This is a genomic window from Paracoccaceae bacterium Fryx2 (assembly GCA_032334235.1).
GTDB lineage: Bacteria > Pseudomonadota > Alphaproteobacteria > Rhodobacterales > Rhodobacteraceae > JAVSGI01.
This window is the reverse complement of record JAVSGI010000005.1, coordinates 732,688-749,883: the sequence shown is the minus strand read 5'-3', so window position 1 is coordinate 749,883 and position 17,196 is coordinate 732,688. Positions and strand designations below refer to the sequence as shown.

General features: G+C 67.8%; 15 protein-coding genes and 1 pseudogene. 11 read left to right on the top strand and 5 right to left on the bottom strand.

Going from position 1 to position 17,196, the window contains the following annotated elements; all coding sequences use genetic code 11:
* The first annotated feature begins 70 nt into the window (after window positions 1–70).
* The 3 genes and pseudogenes from istA to RNZ50_12810 all read left to right on the top strand — a co-directional run bounded on the left by istA (window position 71) and on the right by RNZ50_12810 (window position 3,020).
* Window positions 71–1,609, top strand: a complete 1,539-nt coding sequence (gene istA, locus RNZ50_12820; protein ID MDT8855884.1) for an IS21 family transposase — start codon at window positions 71–73, stop codon at window positions 1,607–1,609.
* Window positions 1,610–1,621: 12 nt separating this feature from the next.
* Complete coding sequence (gene istB / locus RNZ50_12815) at window positions 1,622–2,383, top strand: IS21-like element helper ATPase IstB (GenBank protein ID MDT8855883.1); 762 nt, start codon at window positions 1,622–1,624, stop codon at window positions 2,381–2,383.
* A 115-nt stretch (window positions 2,384–2,498) separates the two neighbouring features.
* A pseudogene (locus RNZ50_12810) lies at window positions 2,499–3,020 on the top strand (DUF2189 domain-containing protein).
* Between the two features lie 109 nt (window positions 3,021–3,129).
* Here RNZ50_12810 and RNZ50_12805 read toward each other — a convergent pair.
* From RNZ50_12805 to RNZ50_12790, 4 genes are all read right to left on the bottom strand, one after another.
* Window positions 3,130–3,630 (bottom strand): polymer-forming cytoskeletal protein, encoded by a 501-nt coding sequence (locus tag RNZ50_12805; GenBank protein ID MDT8855882.1) that lies wholly within the window; start codon window positions 3,628–3,630, stop codon window positions 3,130–3,132.
* Window positions 3,620–4,966, bottom strand: coding sequence for a DUF5930 domain-containing protein (locus RNZ50_12800; protein ID MDT8855881.1), 1,347 nt, complete (start codon window positions 4,964–4,966; stop codon window positions 3,620–3,622). Before RNZ50_12800 ends, RNZ50_12805 begins: the two co-directional genes overlap by 11 nt.
* A 268-nt stretch (window positions 4,967–5,234) precedes the next feature.
* Window positions 5,235–5,717 (bottom strand): peroxiredoxin, encoded by a 483-nt coding sequence (locus RNZ50_12795; protein ID MDT8855880.1) that lies wholly within the window; start codon window positions 5,715–5,717, stop codon window positions 5,235–5,237.
* A 63-nt stretch (window positions 5,718–5,780) separates the two neighbouring features.
* Window positions 5,781–6,872 (bottom strand): IS630 family transposase, encoded by a 1,092-nt coding sequence (locus RNZ50_12790; GenBank protein ID MDT8855879.1) that lies wholly within the window; start codon window positions 6,870–6,872, stop codon window positions 5,781–5,783.
* 126 nt (window positions 6,873–6,998) lie between these two features.
* On the opposite strand from RNZ50_12790, the gene RNZ50_12785 reads away from it, so the two are divergent.
* The 8 genes from RNZ50_12785 to RNZ50_12750 all read left to right on the top strand — a co-directional run bounded on the left by RNZ50_12785 (window position 6,999) and on the right by RNZ50_12750 (window position 16,594).
* Window positions 6,999–9,329, top strand: a complete 2,331-nt coding sequence (locus RNZ50_12785; protein MDT8855878.1) for a hypothetical protein — start codon at window positions 6,999–7,001, stop codon at window positions 9,327–9,329.
* Window positions 9,330–9,481: 152 nt separating this feature from the next.
* On the top strand, window positions 9,482–10,312 hold the full coding sequence (locus tag RNZ50_12780) for a hypothetical protein (protein ID MDT8855877.1): 831 nt from the start codon (window positions 9,482–9,484) through the stop codon (window positions 10,310–10,312).
* The gene (gene queA, locus RNZ50_12775) at window positions 10,309–11,364 is read left to right on the top strand and encodes a tRNA preQ1(34) S-adenosylmethionine ribosyltransferase-isomerase QueA (protein ID MDT8855876.1); all 1,056 of its coding nucleotides are present in this window, start codon (window positions 10,309–10,311) and stop codon (window positions 11,362–11,364) included. The genes RNZ50_12780 and queA overlap by 4 nt, the downstream gene beginning before the upstream one ends.
* A gap of 80 nt (window positions 11,365–11,444) precedes the next feature.
* A complete protein-coding gene (locus RNZ50_12770; GenBank protein MDT8855875.1) occupies window positions 11,445–12,704 on the top strand; it encodes an MFS transporter in 1,260 nt (419 codons plus the stop codon).
* 65 nt (window positions 12,705–12,769) lie between these two features.
* The gene (locus tag RNZ50_12765; protein ID MDT8855874.1) at window positions 12,770–13,345 is read left to right on the top strand and encodes a DUF924 family protein; all 576 of its coding nucleotides are present in this window, start codon (window positions 12,770–12,772) and stop codon (window positions 13,343–13,345) included.
* 95 nt (window positions 13,346–13,440) lie between these two features.
* Entirely contained in the window at window positions 13,441–14,835 is a 1,395-nt protein-coding gene (gene lpdA, locus RNZ50_12760) for a dihydrolipoyl dehydrogenase (GenBank protein ID MDT8855873.1), read from the top strand.
* 8 nt (window positions 14,836–14,843) lie between these two features.
* The gene (locus RNZ50_12755; protein ID MDT8855872.1) at window positions 14,844–15,404 is read left to right on the top strand and encodes a methyltransferase domain-containing protein; all 561 of its coding nucleotides are present in this window, start codon (window positions 14,844–14,846) and stop codon (window positions 15,402–15,404) included.
* Window positions 15,401–16,594 (top strand): MFS transporter, encoded by a 1,194-nt coding sequence (locus tag RNZ50_12750; GenBank protein MDT8855871.1) that lies wholly within the window; start codon window positions 15,401–15,403, stop codon window positions 16,592–16,594. The genes RNZ50_12755 and RNZ50_12750 overlap by 4 nt, the downstream gene beginning before the upstream one ends.
* 104 nt (window positions 16,595–16,698) lie before the next feature.
* On the opposite strand, the gene RNZ50_12745 is transcribed toward RNZ50_12750, so the two are convergent.
* The gene (locus tag RNZ50_12745) at window positions 16,699–17,064 is read right to left on the bottom strand and encodes a rhodanese-like domain-containing protein (GenBank protein MDT8855870.1); all 366 of its coding nucleotides are present in this window, start codon (window positions 17,062–17,064) and stop codon (window positions 16,699–16,701) included.
* Window positions 17,065–17,196: the final 132 nt, after the last annotated feature.

The window sequence follows — 17,196 nt, the reverse complement described above, 5'->3', positions numbered from 1 at the left end:
GCGGGATCGCGGGCAGGTCTGGTCGGCAAATTGAGGATAGTTGCGCCTTCAGGAATGAAGGGGTGGCTTGATGCCGACAGGACGATTGAACATGCGCCGGATACGAGATGTTTTGCGATTGAAGCTTGGGCAAGGCCTGAGCGAGCGGTCCATTGCCGCTTCCCTCGGTCTGAGCAAGGGGAGCGTCGGAAGCTACACCCAACGGGCGCGTCATGCCGGGCTCACGTGGCCCTTGCCGGAGGGGATCGATGACGACAGCCTTGAACTTCTTTTGTTTCCAGCCCCGCCCACGGTGCCGGACGCGGAGCGGCTTGTGCCCGACTGGGCGGAGATTGACCGCGAGTTGCGCCGCCCTGGGGTGACGCGGATGCTGCTCTGGGAAGAATACCGTGCCGCGCACCCCGGGGGTTTTGCCTATACTTGGTTTTGCACGCATTACGAGGCTTGGAAGGGTCGGGTGCGCCCGACGATGCGCCAGACACATGTGGGCGGCGAGAAGGTGTTCGTCGACTTTGCCGGCGACACCATCGACGTGATCGACCCCACGACCGGCGAAGCGCGGGCCATGAAGCTGTTCGTGGCGGCAATGGGGGCATCGAATCACACCTATGCCGAGGCGGTGGCATCGGAGGGGTTGGAAGATTGGATCCTCGCGCATATCCGGATGTTCGCCTTTCTGGGCGGCGTGCCAAAGGCGGTGGTTCCGGACAATCTGAAGTCCGCCGTGATCAAGGCAGACCGGTTTGATCCGGGGCTGAACCGGACCTATGCCGAGATGGCGGCGCATTATGGCACCGCCGTTCTGCCCGCCCGGCCGCGCAAACCCCGGGACAAGGCGAAGGTGGAAGTGGCTGTCCAAGTGGCACAACGCTGGATTCTGGCGCGGCTGCGGAACCACCGGTTCTTCTCATTGGCCGAGTTGAACGTGGCGATCCGGCGGCTGCTGGACGAGTTGAACATGCGCGTGATGCGCGGCTATGGCGCCAGCCGCGCCGATCTGTTTGCCACTTTGGATCGGCCCAATCTTCAGCCCCTACCGCCCGAACCTTATGTCTTCGCCCGCTGGAAGCGCGCCCGCGTGGCACCCGACTATCACGTTGAGGTCGACAGCTCATGGTATTCCGTGCCCTTCGCGCTGATCAAACAAGAGGTCGATGTTCGCACAAGCGGCCAGACGGTCGAGATATTCCATCGTGGTCAGAGGGTTGCGAGCCACGTGCGCACCCCGGGGCGGCGCAGCCATGTCACCGTGGCCGACCATATGCCATCGGCCCATCGTCGCTTTGCCGAATGGACCCCGGCCAGAATGCTGGCGCAGGCAACCAAGACCGGCCCCGCCGTCGCCGCCTTTTGCGAGATGGTGATGGCTGACCGCCCCCATCCTGAACAGGGGTTCCGCACCTGCCTGGGTGTGCTGGCCTTGGTCAAAACCTATGGGCCGGAGCGCGTTGATGCGGCCTGCCAGCGGGGTGTGACCATCCGGGCCCGCACCGTCACCTCCATTCGTTCGATCCTCAAGACCGGCCTCGATCGCGCCTTCCTGGAAGGCTCCGAAGAGGTCGCCCCCCTCCAGCACGCCAACATTCGTGGCGGCAGCTATTACCATTGAGAAAGGACTAAAATGCTGACCCATCCCACCCACGACCGACTGTTGGCGCTCGGCCTGACCGGCATTGCATCGGCGCTCGAAGAACAACGCAGGTCAACCGCCTTCGACGCCCTCTCGTTCGAAGAGCGTCTCGGCCTGCTGGTCGACCGCGAGGCTGCAGAGCGCGACACCAAGAAACTGGCCTCCCGGCTCAAGTTTGCGGCTCTGCGCCAAGATGCCAGCGTCGAGGATCTGGACCTGCGCAGCCCACGTGGTCTTGACCGCAGTGTCATGGCGCATCTTGCCGATGGCGGCTGGATCGCCCGGCACGAGAACCTGCTGATAACCGGGCCGACCGGTTTGGGCAAAAGCTGGATCGCCTGCGCCCTTGGCCACAAGGCGTGCCGGGATGGGCGGCCCGTCCTCTATCAACGTGCGCCGCGCATGTTCGAGGCCCTTGCTCTGGCCCGTGGCGATGGCCGCCATGAACGCATCCTCAAAACCATCGCCCGCATGGATGTGCTGATCATTGACGATTGGGGCCTCGCCGTCCTCACCGCCCCGGAGCGCCGTGACCTGCTGGAAATCCTCGAAGACCGCCACGGCCGCGCTTCCACCATCGTCACAAGCCAACTCCCCGTTGACCAGTGGCACGAAGCCATCGGCGACCCAACGCTCGCAGATGCCATCCTCGACCGCCTCGTTCACAACGCACACCGCCTCACCCTCTCAGGTGAAAGCCTGCGCAGGCGCTCCGCCGTCACAAAAAAGCTTGACCAAATCGTTCAAGCCTGACTCCATGAAAGCGTCGGCCAGCCTGCCCACGATCCCGTGAAATGACTGCCCAGAATGGCGCGAAACGCGTGCCCACGATCGCGCGAAATCAGCGCCCATTCTCCGCGAAATCCGCATTTACGAGGTCAGTCGCCGCATCGAAGCGGGGCAGGCGCTGGACTGGCGCGGCGTGCTGGGGGTGATCTTCCGCCAGAAGGACCGCCAGATTCCGTCGATCGCGGCGGTGATCGTGGTGTTCTTCCTGTTCTGGAACTTCCTCGCCCACATGATCTTCGCGCTGTTCATGGGCATGGCGGTGATGACCAATGTCACCTCGTCGCTGGCGGTGTTCCTGACCCCGACCGGGCTGACGATGCTGGCGGTCGGCACCGCCGTGGGGGCGGTGATCGCGGCGCTTCTGTTCGCGCTGACCGTGGTCAGCCTGCCCTTGCTGCTTGACCGCGAGATCGACTTCGTCACCGCGATGATCACCTCGGTCGCCACGGTGCGGGCCAACCCGGTGGTGCTGCCCGGCTGGGGCCTGCTGGTGGCGGTGCTGCTGTTTGCGGGGATGGTGCCGTGGTTTCTGGGGCTGTTCGTGGTGTTGCCGCTGCTGGGGCACGCAACCTGGCACATCTACCGGCGCGCGCTGACCTGAGCGGGGGCCCGGCCCCGCGGGCGGATGGGTATTTTTGCCAAGAAGAAACCGCAAGGAAAAGGGGCACCGGGCCATGCCGGGCGCCCCTGGAAAGGTGGCCTTGCGCGGGTCAGATCGCGTCGGGAACCTTGGGCATCGCGGCCGGCGGCGGCAGCGACTTGCCCGACGACAGCGGGTCGTCCTGACGCTGCACCGAGCCTTCGAAATGCGCGCCGGATTCGATCGCGATGGTCTTGTGGATGATGTCGCCTTCGACCCGGGCGGTCGAGGTCAGCCGCACCTTGAGCCCGCGCACCCGCCCGATCACCCGGCCGTTGACCACGATGTCATCCGCCACGATCTCGCCGCGGATCGTGGCGCTTTCGCCCACGGTCAGCAGATGGGCGCGGATGTCGCCTTCGACGGTGCCTTCCACCTGGATGTCGCCGGTGGTCCGCATGTTGCCGACCACCGTCAGGTCCGATGACAGCACCGATGCCGACGGCTTGGCCTTGGACGGCGTGGGGGTATATTCCATCGAGGGCTTGCTCGCGGTCATGTCTGGCGCTTTCGGCTTGTCGTTTTCCGGGCCTTTGGGGCCGGGTTCGTTGATTCTGCTTTTAGAAAACATCTCTCGCTGCCTTGATGAAGGTCATCGGGTTCACAGGCGTGCCGCCGATCCGGACCTCGTAGTGAAGATGAGTGCCAGTAGACCGGCCTGAATTGCCCATATCACCGATCCGGTCGCCGCGCGATACCCTTTGTCCCACGTCGACGCGGATTTGCGACAGATGGGCGTAGCGGGTCTCGATTCCGAAGGCATGCTTGACGGTGATCATCCGGCCGTAGCCGTTCTCCCAGCCGGCCTGGGTCACCACCCCGTCGCCGGTGGTGAAGATCGGCGTGCCGTAGGGGCCGGCGAAATCGGTGCCGGTGTGCATCCGGGTGCCCGCCCCCTTGGGGTCGTTGCGATAGCCGAAGGGCGAGGTGAAGCGGAACGCCGCCTTGATCGGAATCGCAAAGGGTGCCTTTTCGGCCGCCATGCGATAGAGGTTCATCCGGTCGAGTCCGGTCAGGATTTCCTTGGCGCGGGCCTCGTCGCGACCGCCGATCGCAGGCACGCCGCTGGTCGACAGCGACAGCGGCATCAGCGGGCCGCCCTGGCCGGAATAGCCCTTGCGCACCTGTTCCAGCAGCGCATCCGACGACATGCCCGCATCGCGGAACATCTTGTCCAGCGGCTCCATCGAGACCGCCACCGCTTCTTCCAGCCGGCTGAAGATGGCGTCGTTTCGCTGCTCGATCACCCGCTTTTCCAGCAGCACCCGGGCGGTATCGTCGCGTGCCAGCTGCGCGGCCTCGGCCATGGTGTCGCGCTGGCGGGCGGTGGTGCCCAGTGCCCCGGTCAGGATGCGGATCGTCGCCTCGGCATCATGGGCGCGCCCGTCGCTGCTGCGGCCGTTGCCGCCCTCGGGGTTCAGCGCCAGGGTCAGCCGGTCGGCATCCTCGCGCGCTGCGTCGCGTTCGCGGATGGTGCGGCGCAGGGTGTTCTGGATCACGTCGATCCCGGTTTCCAGTTCCTTGCGCTGGTCTTCCGATTCCAGCAGCCGGGACTGCATGGCGCTGACCTCGGCCAGCGCGAGGTTGAACCGTTCCTGCGCGCGCAGTGCCTCCTCGGCCCGGTGGTCGCGGTCTGACGACAGTGCCGAAAGCCGGGATTCGTACAGCGCCTGCTGGCGCTGCGTCTGGTCGCGGGCGGAACCGGCGCCGATGCTGTCCATCAGCAGGATCGCGGTGGCGAGGATGGTCCAGGCGACGATGCAGGTGCTGCCTGCAAGGGCGATCACCTGGGTGGCGGGGCGCAGACGGATGAAGCGGGTGGTGGCATCGGATTTCAGGAACAGCCGCTGTTCAGGGAACCGGCGTTCCAGAACGGTGTTTATCCTGTAGGCGAGGCGATTGATCACTGGCGGGTTCCGTCCGTTATTTCCGGGCAGGAACTTCGGCCGGGTCAGCTGGATGCCCCGGGCCCGTCCCCTCCGCCTGATTAGCCAGCGGGGGAACGCATCGCAACAAATTTGACCGGTCGTGTCCCGGGCCGTGCCGTTTGCGGGCAAAATCGGCGTAAAACTGCCGATCTACCTTTGGTTGTGCCCCCCCCCGCCGGGCCTTCTGTCCCGGCTGCGCCGGGGGGTGAACAATCGGAACCCGGCCCGGCAGCACCAGGGTCCGGCGTCAGGCCGGGGACAGGGCCGATACCGCCGCCAGCACCTCTTCGACGTGGCCCTTGACCGTGACCTTGCGCCAGACCCGCGCCACCTTGCCCGTGCCGTCGATCAGCACCGTGCTGCGCTCGATGCCCATATAGGTCTTGCCATACATGCTTTTCTCGACCCAGGTGCCGTAATCCTCGCACACCGTTCCCGCCTCGTCCGACACCAGCGCGATGCCGAGTGCGTGCTTCTTCACGAACTTGTCATGCGCCTTGATGCTGTCTTTCGATACGCCGATCACGGTGGCGCCCAGCGCGGCGAAGGCGGGCGCGCTGGCGGTGAAATCCAGCGCCTCGGTGGTGCAGCCGGGGGTGTCGTCCTTGGGGTAGAAATACAGCACCACCATGCCCGGGCGCAGGGCAGACAGGGTGACCGTGCCGCCGCCGTCGCGGGGCAGGGTGAAGTCGGGGGCGTCGTGTCCGGCATCAAGTGGGGCATCGGTCATGGGCGGCTCCTTGCGCAGAGAGTGGTTAGCCTTGGAGTTCTAGTGTTCTGAGTCTGACACTTCCTACCTGTTTCCGCGAATTTCGTCGAGTTTGTCGAGCGCGCGGCGTTCTCGGGTGAGGATGTCCTCGGCGGTTTTGGTCCACCTGAAGGGCTTCGGCTTCTCGTTGTGCTGCGCCAGATAGTCGTAGATCGCGGTCTTCAGGTCATCGACGCTGGAATAGCTGCCACGTCGGATGCGCCTCGATGTGATTTCGGCGAAGAAGCGTTCGACCAGGTTCAGCCATGAGGCGCTGGTGGGCGTGAAGTGCAGCTTGAAGCGCGGGTGCTTGTCCAGCCATGCTTTCACCTCGGGCGTCTTGTGGGTGGCGTAGTTGTCGAGCACCAGGTGCACGTGACGACGCGCGGGCACGGCCTTGTCGATCTGCCGCAGAAATTTCAGGAACTCCTTGGCGCGATGGCGGGGCATGCAATCGCCGATGACCTTGCCGGATTTCACATCCAGCGCGGCGAACAGCGTGGTCGTGCCGTGCCGCTTATAATCGTGTGTCATGGTAGCTGCGCGCCCCTTCTTGAGCGGCAGACCGGGTTGCGTCCGATCCAACGCCTGGATCTGCGACTTCTCATCAACACACAGAACCACAGCCCGATCCGGTGGATCAAGGTAGAGACCGACGATATCCGTGACCTTTTCCTCGAACAGCGGGTCATTCGAGACCTTGAACCCCTTCGTGAGATGCGGCTTCAAGCCAGCTTCGGCCCATATGCGACCCACACTCGACGGCGAAATCCCCATGGCTTCGGCCATCAGGGCGCGGCTCCAGTGGGTGGCGTTGGGCGGCGTCTCCTGCACCGTCTTGGTGATCACCTTCAGCCTTGTTTCCATGGGCAATGGCGGCACGCGCGAGGGCCTTGTCTTGTCGCGCTTGAGGCCGTCCACACCCTCATCGAGATACCGAGCCTGCCAGCGCCAGACCGTGGGCTTCGAAGTGCGTGCGCGCCGCATGATCTCAAAAGTGCCGTGACCGTCCGCTGTCGCCAGCACGATCTCGGAACGCCAGACGAGCTTGCGCGCAGTGTTGCGGTTGGTGATCAGAGCTTGAAGCTCAGCACGGTCGGCGGGGCCAAGGTAAAGGCAAATGTCATCGCGTCTCATGCCCCGAATATGGCACATCAGGCCCTCAATGGGAATCCTGTGTCAGGTGGGGAACACTAGTTGTCTTCCGGCAAAGATAAAGGCAACCCGTCGCATCAGAGACCAGAAAGGGTGCAAACACCACCGATGACCGAAACCCCGCCCGTGCCCGTTCAGGCAAAGCCGCGCCGCGCCCCCCGGCGCGGGCGTTCGGGGCTGTGGCTGCTGCTGTCGCTGGTGTTCATGGCCTTCGCGCTGGTCTTCGGCGTCATGGGCCTGACCGGCAAGCCGCTGCGCCTGCCGGTCTGGACGGTGGTCGAGCTCGAGTCGCGTGTCAACCGCGCGCTCGGTCCCGGCATGGGGGGCGCCGCGCTGTCGATGGGGGCGATCGAGGTCACGGTCGGCCGCGACTGGGTGCCGCGCTTCCGGCTGGAAGACCTGCGCCTTGCCCGACCCGGCGCCGAGGCGCTGCTGACCCTGCCCGAGGTGCGTGTTGCCATCGACGCCGGGGCGCTGCTTTCCGGCCAGGTGCGCGCCCGCAGCCTGACGCTGGTCGGGGCAAGGCTGAAGCTGCGGCGCGATGCCGATGGCCGTATCGACCTGGGCTCGGGCGGCAACCTCAGCTTCGCGCATCTCGACAGCTTTGCCGCCGTGCTCGACGCCGCCGAAGAGGTGGTGGCGCTGCCGGTCTTTTCGCACCTGCGCCGGATCGAGGCCGAGGCGCTGACCCTGACGCTGGAAGACCAGCGCGCCCGCCGCGTGTGGGAGGTGGGCGACGGCCGCCTGACGATCCTGAACCGCGACACCGAGCTTGCGGCCGAGCTGGGCCTGTCGCTGGTCGGCGGCGGGCAGGCCCCGGCGCAGGCGCTTCTGACCTTCGTCACCGCGAAGGGCAGTGCTGCGGCGCGGATCACCGCGACGGTGGACCGGGTCGCCGCCGCCGACATCGCGGCGCAGGCCGGGGTGCTGGAATGGCTGGGCGTGCTCGATGCGCCGATCTCGGGGCGGCTCTCGACCACGCTTGACGCGGGCGGGCGGCTGACCGGCTTCGACGGGGCGCTGACCGTGGCGGCGGGTGCGCTGCGCCCCCGCGCCGAAACCGCCCCCATCGCCTTCGAGCAGGCCGGGATGACCTTCGGCTTCGACCCGGCGGCCGGGCGCATCATCCTGTCCGACCTCACGGTGCAGAGCCGGTCGCTGCGGCTGGCCGCCACCGGCCACGCCTACCTGCCCGACGCGGTGCGCGGCAACCCCGATGCCTGGCTGGGCCAGATGCGCCTGACGCAGGTGATGGTGGACCCCGATGGGCTGTTCGTCGAACCCCTGCGCTTTTCCGAGGGCGCGGTCGATGTGCGCCTGAAGCTCGACCCCTTCAGCCTCGACATCGGGCAGGTGGCGCTGGTCGAGGCCGGGCGGCACCTGATCGGCAAGGGCCGCGTCAGCGCCGACCCCGAAGGCTGGCGGCTGTCGCTCGATCTCGGGCTCGACGCGATCCGCCATGACCGGCTGCTGGCGCTGTGGCCGATGGCGCTGGTGCCGCGCACCCGCGCCTGGCTGGTCGAGAACCTGACCGAGGGCGAGCTGTTCGACGTGCAGGCCGCGATCCGCCTTTCGCCGGGCGCCGAGCCGCGCCTGTCGCTGGGCTACGAGTTCAAGGAGGTCGATGTCCGGGTGCTGAAGACCCTGCCGCCGGTGCAGAAGGCCAGCGGCTATTCCACCATCGAGGGCAACGCCTACACCATGGTGGTGGAACAGGGGCAGGTGATCCCGCCGCTGGGCGGGCCGATCGACGTGGCGGGCTCGGTCTTCTCGGTGCCCGACATCACGCAGCTCCCCGCGCAGGCGGTGATCCGGCTACTGACCGACAGCAGCGTGACCGCCGCCCTGTCGCTGCTGGACGAGCCGCCGTTCCGCTTCATGACCAAGGCCGGGCGGTCGGTCGAGATGGGGCAGGGCCGCGCCGTGCTGGAAACCGTGCTGCGCCTGCCGCTGGCCAAGAAGGTGATGTCCGCCGACGTCGATTTCCGCGTCACCGGCACGCTGCACGATCTGACCTCGGATGCGCTGGTGCCGGGCCGGGTGCTGACTGCCGCCGCGATGACCCTGACCGCCGACCCCGCCGCCTTGCGCATCGCGGGCCCCGGCCGCCTTGGCAAGGTGCCGTTCGATGTGACCTATGACCAGTCGCTGGGCCCTGAAGCGCAGGGCCGCGCCCAGGTCGCGGGCACGGTCACGCTGTCGCAGGCGGCTGCGGCCGATTTCGGGCTGGGCCTGCCCGATGGCACGATCAGCGGTGAAGGTCCGGCCGCCATCGCCATCGACCTGCAACGCGGCACGCAGGGCAAGCTGCTGCTGACCTCCGATCTGGCGGGCATCGGGCTGCGCCTGCCCGACCTCGGCTGGTCCAAGTCGCCCACCCAGACCGGCCGACTGGAGCTTGAGGCGACGCTGGCGCTCCCGCCGCCATCGACCGGCTGAGCCTGTCCGGCGCGGGGCTCGATCTGGCGGGCACCATCAGCCTGCGCCCCGGCGGCGGGCTCGACCTCGCACGGCTGTCGCGGCTGCGCCTCGGCGGCTGGCTGGATGCCACCGCCACCCTGACCGGGCGCGGCGCGGGCCGGGCGGCCGACGTGGCACTGACCGGCGGCCAGATCGACCTGCGCCGCTTCAAGGCCGGACGTGGCGGCGGCGGCGGCAAGGGCGGCCCGCTGAACGTGGTGCTCGACCGCCTGATCGTGTCGGACGGCATTGCGCTCACCGGGTTTCGCGGCAGCTTCACCCCGCGCGGCGGCTTCAACGGCAGCTTCACCGCGCAGGTCAACGACAGGACCCGGGTGGCGGGCACCGTGGTGCAGATGCAGAACGGCACGGCGGTGCGGCTGAAATCCGACGATGCGGGCGGGGTGCTGGCGGCGGCGGGCATCTTTGCCAATGCCCGCGGCGGCAGCCTCGATCTGCAACTGGCCCCCACCGGCGAGGCCGGGCATTACAACGGCCGCGCCGATGTGGTCAACGTAAGGGTGCGCAACGCCCCGGTGATGGCCGAACTGCTGTCGGCGGTCTCGGTGGTGGGCCTTCTCGAACAGTTGAACGGCGAAGGGCTGCTGTTTTCCAACGCCGACGCCGAGTTCCGCTTGACGCCCGCCGCAATCGAGATCACGAGGGGCGCCGCAATCGGCGCGTCGCTGGGCGTGTCGATGGCCGGGGTCTATCAGGTCGGAAGCAAGCGTTTGAACATGCAGGGTGTCGTGTCACCGATCTATCTGCTGAACGGCCTCGGCGCGGTGTTCACCCGGCGCGGCGAGGGGCTGTTCGGCTTCAACTACAGCCTGCAGGGCACCGCCGGGGCGCCGCAGGTCTCGGTCAACCCGCTGTCGATCCTGACGCCGGGCATGTTCCGCGACATCTTTCGCAGCCCCGCCCCGGTGCTGGGCACGCGCGGGCCGGGGGCCGGGGGATGACGCTCGACGATTTCGACTTTGCCTTGCCGGAGGCACTGATCGCCACCCGGCCCGCCATCCCGCGAACCGCGGCCCGGCTGCTGCTGGCGGAAGCCGGGGCCACCCGCGACCTGTCGGTGGCCGACCTGCCGGGCCTCTTGCGCGCCGGTGACCGGCTGGTGCTGAACAACACCCGCGTCATCCCCGCCCGCCTGACAGGGCAGCGCGACCGGCAGACCGCACAGGGCCCCGCCACCGCGCGGATCGAGATCACCCTGATGGAGCCGGGCGCGGGCGGCGACTGGCGCGCCATGGCCAAGCCCTTGCGCAAGGTGCAGGCGGGCGAGGTGATCCGGTTTTCCGATGCCCTGACCGCCACCGTCACAGCCAGGGGCGACGATGACCTGCATCTGGCCTTCAACCTGTCGGGCGACGCCTTCGACGCCGCACTGGCCGAAGCCGGACGGATGCCGCTGCCGCCCTACATCGCCGCCAAACGCGCGCCCGACGCGCAGGACGACACCGACTACCAGACCGTGTTCGCCCGCCATTCCGGCGCGGTTGCCGCCCCCACCGCCTCGCTGCACTTCGATGCCGCGCTGCTGGCCGACCTTGCCGCGCGCGGCGTGGCCTTCACCGAGGTCACGCTCCATGTCGGCGCTGGCACCTTCCTGCCGGTCAAGGTCGAAGATGTCACCACCCACCGGATGCACTCCGAATGGGGCGAGGTCACGCCGCAGGCCGCAGCCGAGATCAACGCGACCCGCGCGGCGGGCGGGCGCATCATCCCGGTCGGCACCACCGCGCTGCGGCTGATCGAATCGGCCGCCACCCCCGATGGCACCCTGCACCCCTGGCAGGGCAGCACCGACATCTTCATCTATCCAGGTTACCGCTTCCGGGTGACCGACGCGCTGATGACCAATTTCCATCTGCCGAAATCGACGCTGCTGATGCTGGTTTCGGCGCTGATGGGCACTGAACGGGTGCTGGCGATCTATGCCCACGCCGTGGCGCAGGGTTACCGCTTCTTCTCCTACGGCGATGCCTCGCTCCTGATTCCCGATCGCTGACCGGCGCCGACACGTCGCCAATCGCGCGCGCCCCCCGGCGCGGCCCATGATATTCTGCCCCACGATACAGGAGTCCCGCGATGCTGAAGGTTCTGGCCACCACCTGGCCCTTGCTGCTGGGGGTGATGCTGCTGATGGTCGGCAACGGCGTGCAGGGCTCGCTTCTGGGCATCCGCGGCGCGATCGAGGGCTTCACCACCTTCCAGATGTCGGTGGTGATGTCGGCCTATTTCCTCGGCTTCCTGTTCGGCACGCGCATGGCCCCCGGCATGATTTCCCGGGTCGGCCATGTACGGGTGTTCGCAGCCCTCGGTTCGCTGATCTCGGCGGTGCTGGTGCTCTACCCGGTGCTGCCCGACTGGACGGCCTGGGCGGTGATGCGGATCCTGATCGGTTTCTGCTTTGCCGGCGTCTATGTCACCGCCGAAAGCTGGCTGAACAACACCGCCACCAACGAAACCCGCGGCCAGGCGCTGTCGCTTTACATGATCGTGCAGATGATCGGCATCATCACCAGCCAGGCGCTCCTGAACGTGGCCGAACCGTCGGGCTTCGTGCTGTTCGTCATCTCCTCGGTGCTGGTGTCGCTGGCCTTCACCCCGATCCTGCTGACCGTCACCCAGCAGGCCCCGCTGTTCGAGGACACCCGCCCGCTGTCGTTCCGCGCGCTCTACCGCATCTCGCCGCTGGGCGTGGTGGGGATGTTCCTAACGGGGGGCATCTTTTCCGCGATGTTCGGCATGGCCTCGGTCTGGGGCACGCTGGAAGGGCTGAGCGTGCGCGACATCTCGATCTTCATCGGCGCGATGTATGGCGGCGGGCTGGTGCTGCAATACCCGATCGGCTGGATGTCCGACCGGATGGACCGCCGCACGCTGATCTGCGGTCTGTCGGTCGTGGGGGCTGCGGCGATGCTGGGCACCGTGGCGCTGGCGCCGCCGTTCTGGGGGCTGCTGGTGGCCTCGGTGCTGCTGGGCGGCGTGACCAACCCGCTTTACTCGCTGCTGATCGCCTATACCAACGACTTCCTCGGCCGTCAGGAAATGGCCGCCGCCTCGGCCGGCCTTCTGTTCATGAACGGGCTGGGGGCGATTGCCGGGCCGCTTGTCACCGGCTGGATCATGGGGCAGGTGGGGCCGGGCGGGTTTTTCCTGTTCATCGGCATCCTGTTTGCGCTGCTCGGCGTCTATGCCCTTTGGCGCATGACCCGCCGTTCTGCCCCCGCGTCCGCCGATACCGGCGCCTTTGCCGGTCTGTCGCCCGCCGCCTCGTCGCTGGCGGTGGGCGCGATGATGGAGGAAAAGGGGCAGGACACCCCGGCCCCCACCCATCCGCGCTAAGGATTGCCGCACGGGCCAAACCCTGTCAGGCTTGACCCCGCGCCCCCTGACCCTTGGAGTCCCCTATGGCCGACGACCCTGTTTCCGTGCTCGAGTTCTGGCTGGAGGAAGTCGGCCCCAGGGGCTGGTATGCCGGGGGCGAGGCGATGGACATGCTGTGCCGCGACCGGTTCGAGGAATTGTGGAACGCCGCGGCCGAAGGCGGGCTGGAGCATTGGGTCGATGGCGCGGTCGGCAGCCTCGCCTACCTGATCCTGACCGACCAGCTGCCGCGCAACATGTTCCGCGACACGGGGCAGGCCTTCGCCACCGACACCCGCGCCCGCGCCGCCGCGCGCCACGCGCTCGATGCGGGCTGGGACATGGCCGCACCCGAACCCGAACGCCAGTTCTTCTACCTGCCGTTCGAACACTCCGAAGACCCGGCCGATCAGGCGCTTTCGGTCGATCTGTTCTCCACTCGGATGCCCGAGACCGGCGCCGAAAACCTGCTCCACGCCCGCGCCCATGCCCGGATCATCGCCCGCTTCGGCCGCTTCCCGTTCCGCAACGCCGCATTGGGGCGCCCATCGACCCCGGAGGAGACCGCCTTTCTGGATCAGGGCGGCTATGCGTCCGTGGTCCGCGCCTTGCAGGGCTGAGCCATGCGCCTGCTGCATGACCCCGCGGCGCAGCCCGCGTTGCGCGGGCCTGCGGAATGGTTTAATGGCAAACTACTTTTTCCAGGGAGGAAATGATGGCCGCCAGAAGCTTTGACCTGATCGTGATCGGCGCAGGCCCCGGAGGCTATGTCGCCGCGATCCGGGCGGCCCAGCTTGGCCTTTCGGTCGTCATCGTTGAGCGTGAAAACCTCGGCGGCATCTGCCTGAACTGGGGCTGCATCCCGACCAAGGCGCTGCTGCGCTCGGCCGAGGTGTTCCACCTGATGCACCGCGCCAAGGAATTCGGATTGTCTGCCAACGGCTTGTCGTTCGATCTTGATGCAGTCGTCGCCCGCTCGCGCGGGGTGGCCAGGCAGCTTTCGGGCGGCATCGGCCACCTGATGAAGAAGAACAGGATCGCCGTGGTGATGGGCGAGGCCACCGTGCCCGAAAAGGGCCGCGTCACCGTCACCACCGCCAAGGGCCGCGAAGACCTGACCGCGAAGAACATCGTTCTCGCCACCGGCGCGCGGGCCCGCGAACTCCCGGGGCTGGAGGCCGACGGCGATCTGGTCTGGACATACCGCCACGCCCTGCAGCCCAAACGGATGCCGAAAAAGCTGCTGGTGATCGGCTCGGGTGCCATCGGCATCGAATTTGCCAGCTTCTTCAACACGCTGGGCGCCGACACCACCGTAGTCGAGGTGATGGACCGCGTGCTGCCGGTCGAGGATGCCGAGGTCAGCGCCTTTGCGAAGAAATCCTTCGTGAAGCAGGGCATGAAGATCATGGAACAGGCGGCGGTGAAGAAGCTCGACCGCGCGCCGGGCCGCGTGACCGCCCATATCGAGACCGGCGGCAAGACCCAGACGATGGACTTCGACACCGTGATTTCCGCCGTCGGCATCGTCGGCAACGTCGAAAACCTCGGGCTCGAAGCCCTTGGCGTCAAGATCGACCGCACCCACGTCGTCACCGACCAATACTGCCGCACCGGGGTTGAGGGGCTCTATGCCATCGGCGACCTCGCGGGCGGGCCGTGGCTGGCGCACAAGGCCAGCCACGAGGGCGTCATGGTGGCCGAACTGATCGCGGGCGGCCATCCGCACCCGATCAAGCCGGGTTCCATCGCGGGCTGCACCTACTGCCATCCGCAGGTCGCCAGCGTCGGCCTCACCGAGGCGAAGGCGATCGAGGCCGGGCACAAGGTCCGCGTCGGCCGCTTCCCCTTCATCGGCAACGGCAAGGCAATCGCGCTGGGGGAAACCGAAGGCTTCATCAAGACCGTGTTCGACGCGGGCACCGGCGAATTGCTCGGCGCCCACATGATCGGAGCCGAGGTGACCGAGCTGATCCAGGGCTATGTGATCGGCCGCACGCTGGAAACCACCGAGGCCGAGCTGATGGAAACCGTCTTCCCGCACCCGACGCTTTCGGAAATGATGCATGAATCGGTGCTGGATGCCTACGGGCGCGCGCTGCATTTCTAAGAGGGCGCATGGCCAGTCTCAACCGGATCGTGATGCAGAAAACCAGCCGCCGCTGGCTGAAGGAACTGGCCCCGGAAACGCTCGACGCCGCCGAGATTTCCGGCCGCTGGGGGCAGGGGATCGGTTTTCGCAGCTACGAGGCGTTCTATTTCCCGAAGCACGACCCCTGCAAGGACGTGTTCCGCGACGCCGCAGGGGCGCCCCGGACCTTCGACATCATTCTGGCCAATCAGGTCTGGGAACATCTTGACCGGCCCTATGCCGCCACCCGCAACGTGCTGGCAATGCTGCGTCCGGGCGGGCATTTCTGGGTGGCGACGCCGTTCTTCCTGCCGTTCCACGCCGCCCCGCACGACTGTTCGCGCTGGTCGGCGCGCGGGCTGACCAACCTCTTGATCGAGGCGGGCTTTCCCGAAGACGGCATCCGCGCCGCGCAATGGGGCAACCGCGCCGCCGCCCTGCGCAACCTCGAACGCCCGTGGCCGCCCGAACACCTGCCCGAAACCGACGACCTGACCAACGACGAGGCTTTCCCCATCGGGGCCTGGGCGCTGGCCCGCAAGGCGTGACCCCGGCCCCGTCCCCGCCATCCCCTTCGCCCGCGCGCACCGTGCTGCTGGTGCTGGCGCTGTGGGGCGCGGGGCTCGGGTCTGCCGCGCAATTCGCCAAGGTCGGGGTGATCTTCGACCGGATCGCGCTGCTTTACGCCGATGCCGGGGTGACGGCGCAGGGGCTGCTGGTCTCGGCGGTGGGCTTTGTCGGGCTGGTGTTCGGCACCACGGCGGGCCTGCTGGTGGCCCGGCCGGGGTATCGGCGGGTGCTGGTGCTGGCGCTGGCCGGGGGTGCGCTGTTGTCGGCGGTGCAGGCCGCGCTGCCGCCGCTGCCGCTGATGCTGGCGCTGCGGCTGCTGGAGGGTGCCTCGCATCTCGCCATCGTGGTCGCCGCCCCGGTGCTGATCGCGCAACTGACCCCGCCGCGCCATCAGGGTCTGGCGATGACGCTGTGGTCGACCTTCTTCGCCGTGTCCTTCGCGCTGACCGCGTGGCTGGGCCGCCCACTGGCCGAGGCGCAGGGCGCGGGCGCGCTGTTCCTCGCCCATGCCGCCTGCATGGCGGGTTTCGCCGGAGCCCTGTGGCTCTTGCTGCCCGACGACCGCCCGATGCCGGTCCCCCGCCCGTCGCTGGCCGACCTGATCCGCCAGCACGGCCAGATCTACGCCTCGCCCCGCATCGCCGCCCCGGCGATGGGGTTTGTCTGCTACACGCTGATCTTTGTCGCCCTGCTGACCCTGCTGCCGCCGCTGGTCGGCGCGCCGCATCAGGCGCTGGTCGCGGCGGCGATGCCGCTGACGGCGATTGCCGCATCGCTGACGCTGGGGGTCTGGCTGCTGGGCCGGGCAGGGGCGGTGACGGTGGTGATCTGGGGCTTTGCCGCATCGGCGCTTGCGGCGCTGGCGCTGTGGCTGGCCTGGGGGCAGGGGCCGGCGATGGTCGCCGCCGCGCTGGCGCTGGCGGGCGCGCTGGGGCTGGTGCAGGGCGCGTCCTTCGCCGCCATCCCGCAACTGAACCCCGGCCGAGAGGACCGCGCCCGGGCGGCGGGTGCGGTGGCGCAGCTTGGCAATGTCGGCACCACCAGCGGCACGCCCCTGCTGGCCACGGTGGTCGTGCATTGGGGCATCGCCGGCGTCGCGCTGTTCACCATCGCGCTGTCGCTGCTGGGCATCTCCCTGCACCTTTGGCAAGCCGCCCGCCGCGCCTGAGCGGCAATTCGCGCCCGCCGCGCCCGGGCGGCAAGTCCTGCCCGCCGCGCCTGAGCGGCAAGTCCTGCCCGCCGCGCCTGAGCGGCAATTCGCGCCCGCCGACGCTAGGCCTTCACCACCGCGCCGCCACCGTTGCGCCAGTCCGCCAGCCCGCCCAGATTGTGCACCTCGGCATATCCCAGCTTTTCCAGCAGCCGCACCGCCATGCCGCTCCGCGCGCCCGAGGCGCAGTAGACCGCCACAGCCCCCGCAGGCGACAGCGCCGACAGATGTTCGGGGTGTCGCGGGTCGGCCCTGGCCGCCAGCAGCATCAGCGGCACATGCAGCGCCCCCTTGGCCTTGCCGCCGGCCTTCAGTTCCGAAATGTCGCGCACGTCGACCAGCGTCAGGCTGCCATCGGCCACCCGCTTCACCGCCTCGGGAATCGTCAGCCGGTCCGGCCGACCGCCGGGGCGAAGAAAGGACAGCATCACCACACTCCTGTGCAACTTCGTGCCCACGGCATGTGGCCCGCCCGGCCGCATCCTTCAAGCCATCCGGCTCCTTTGACATTCAAAAAATAGAATGTGTAGACGCCGCGCCACAGCCCCCCAAGCCCCCTT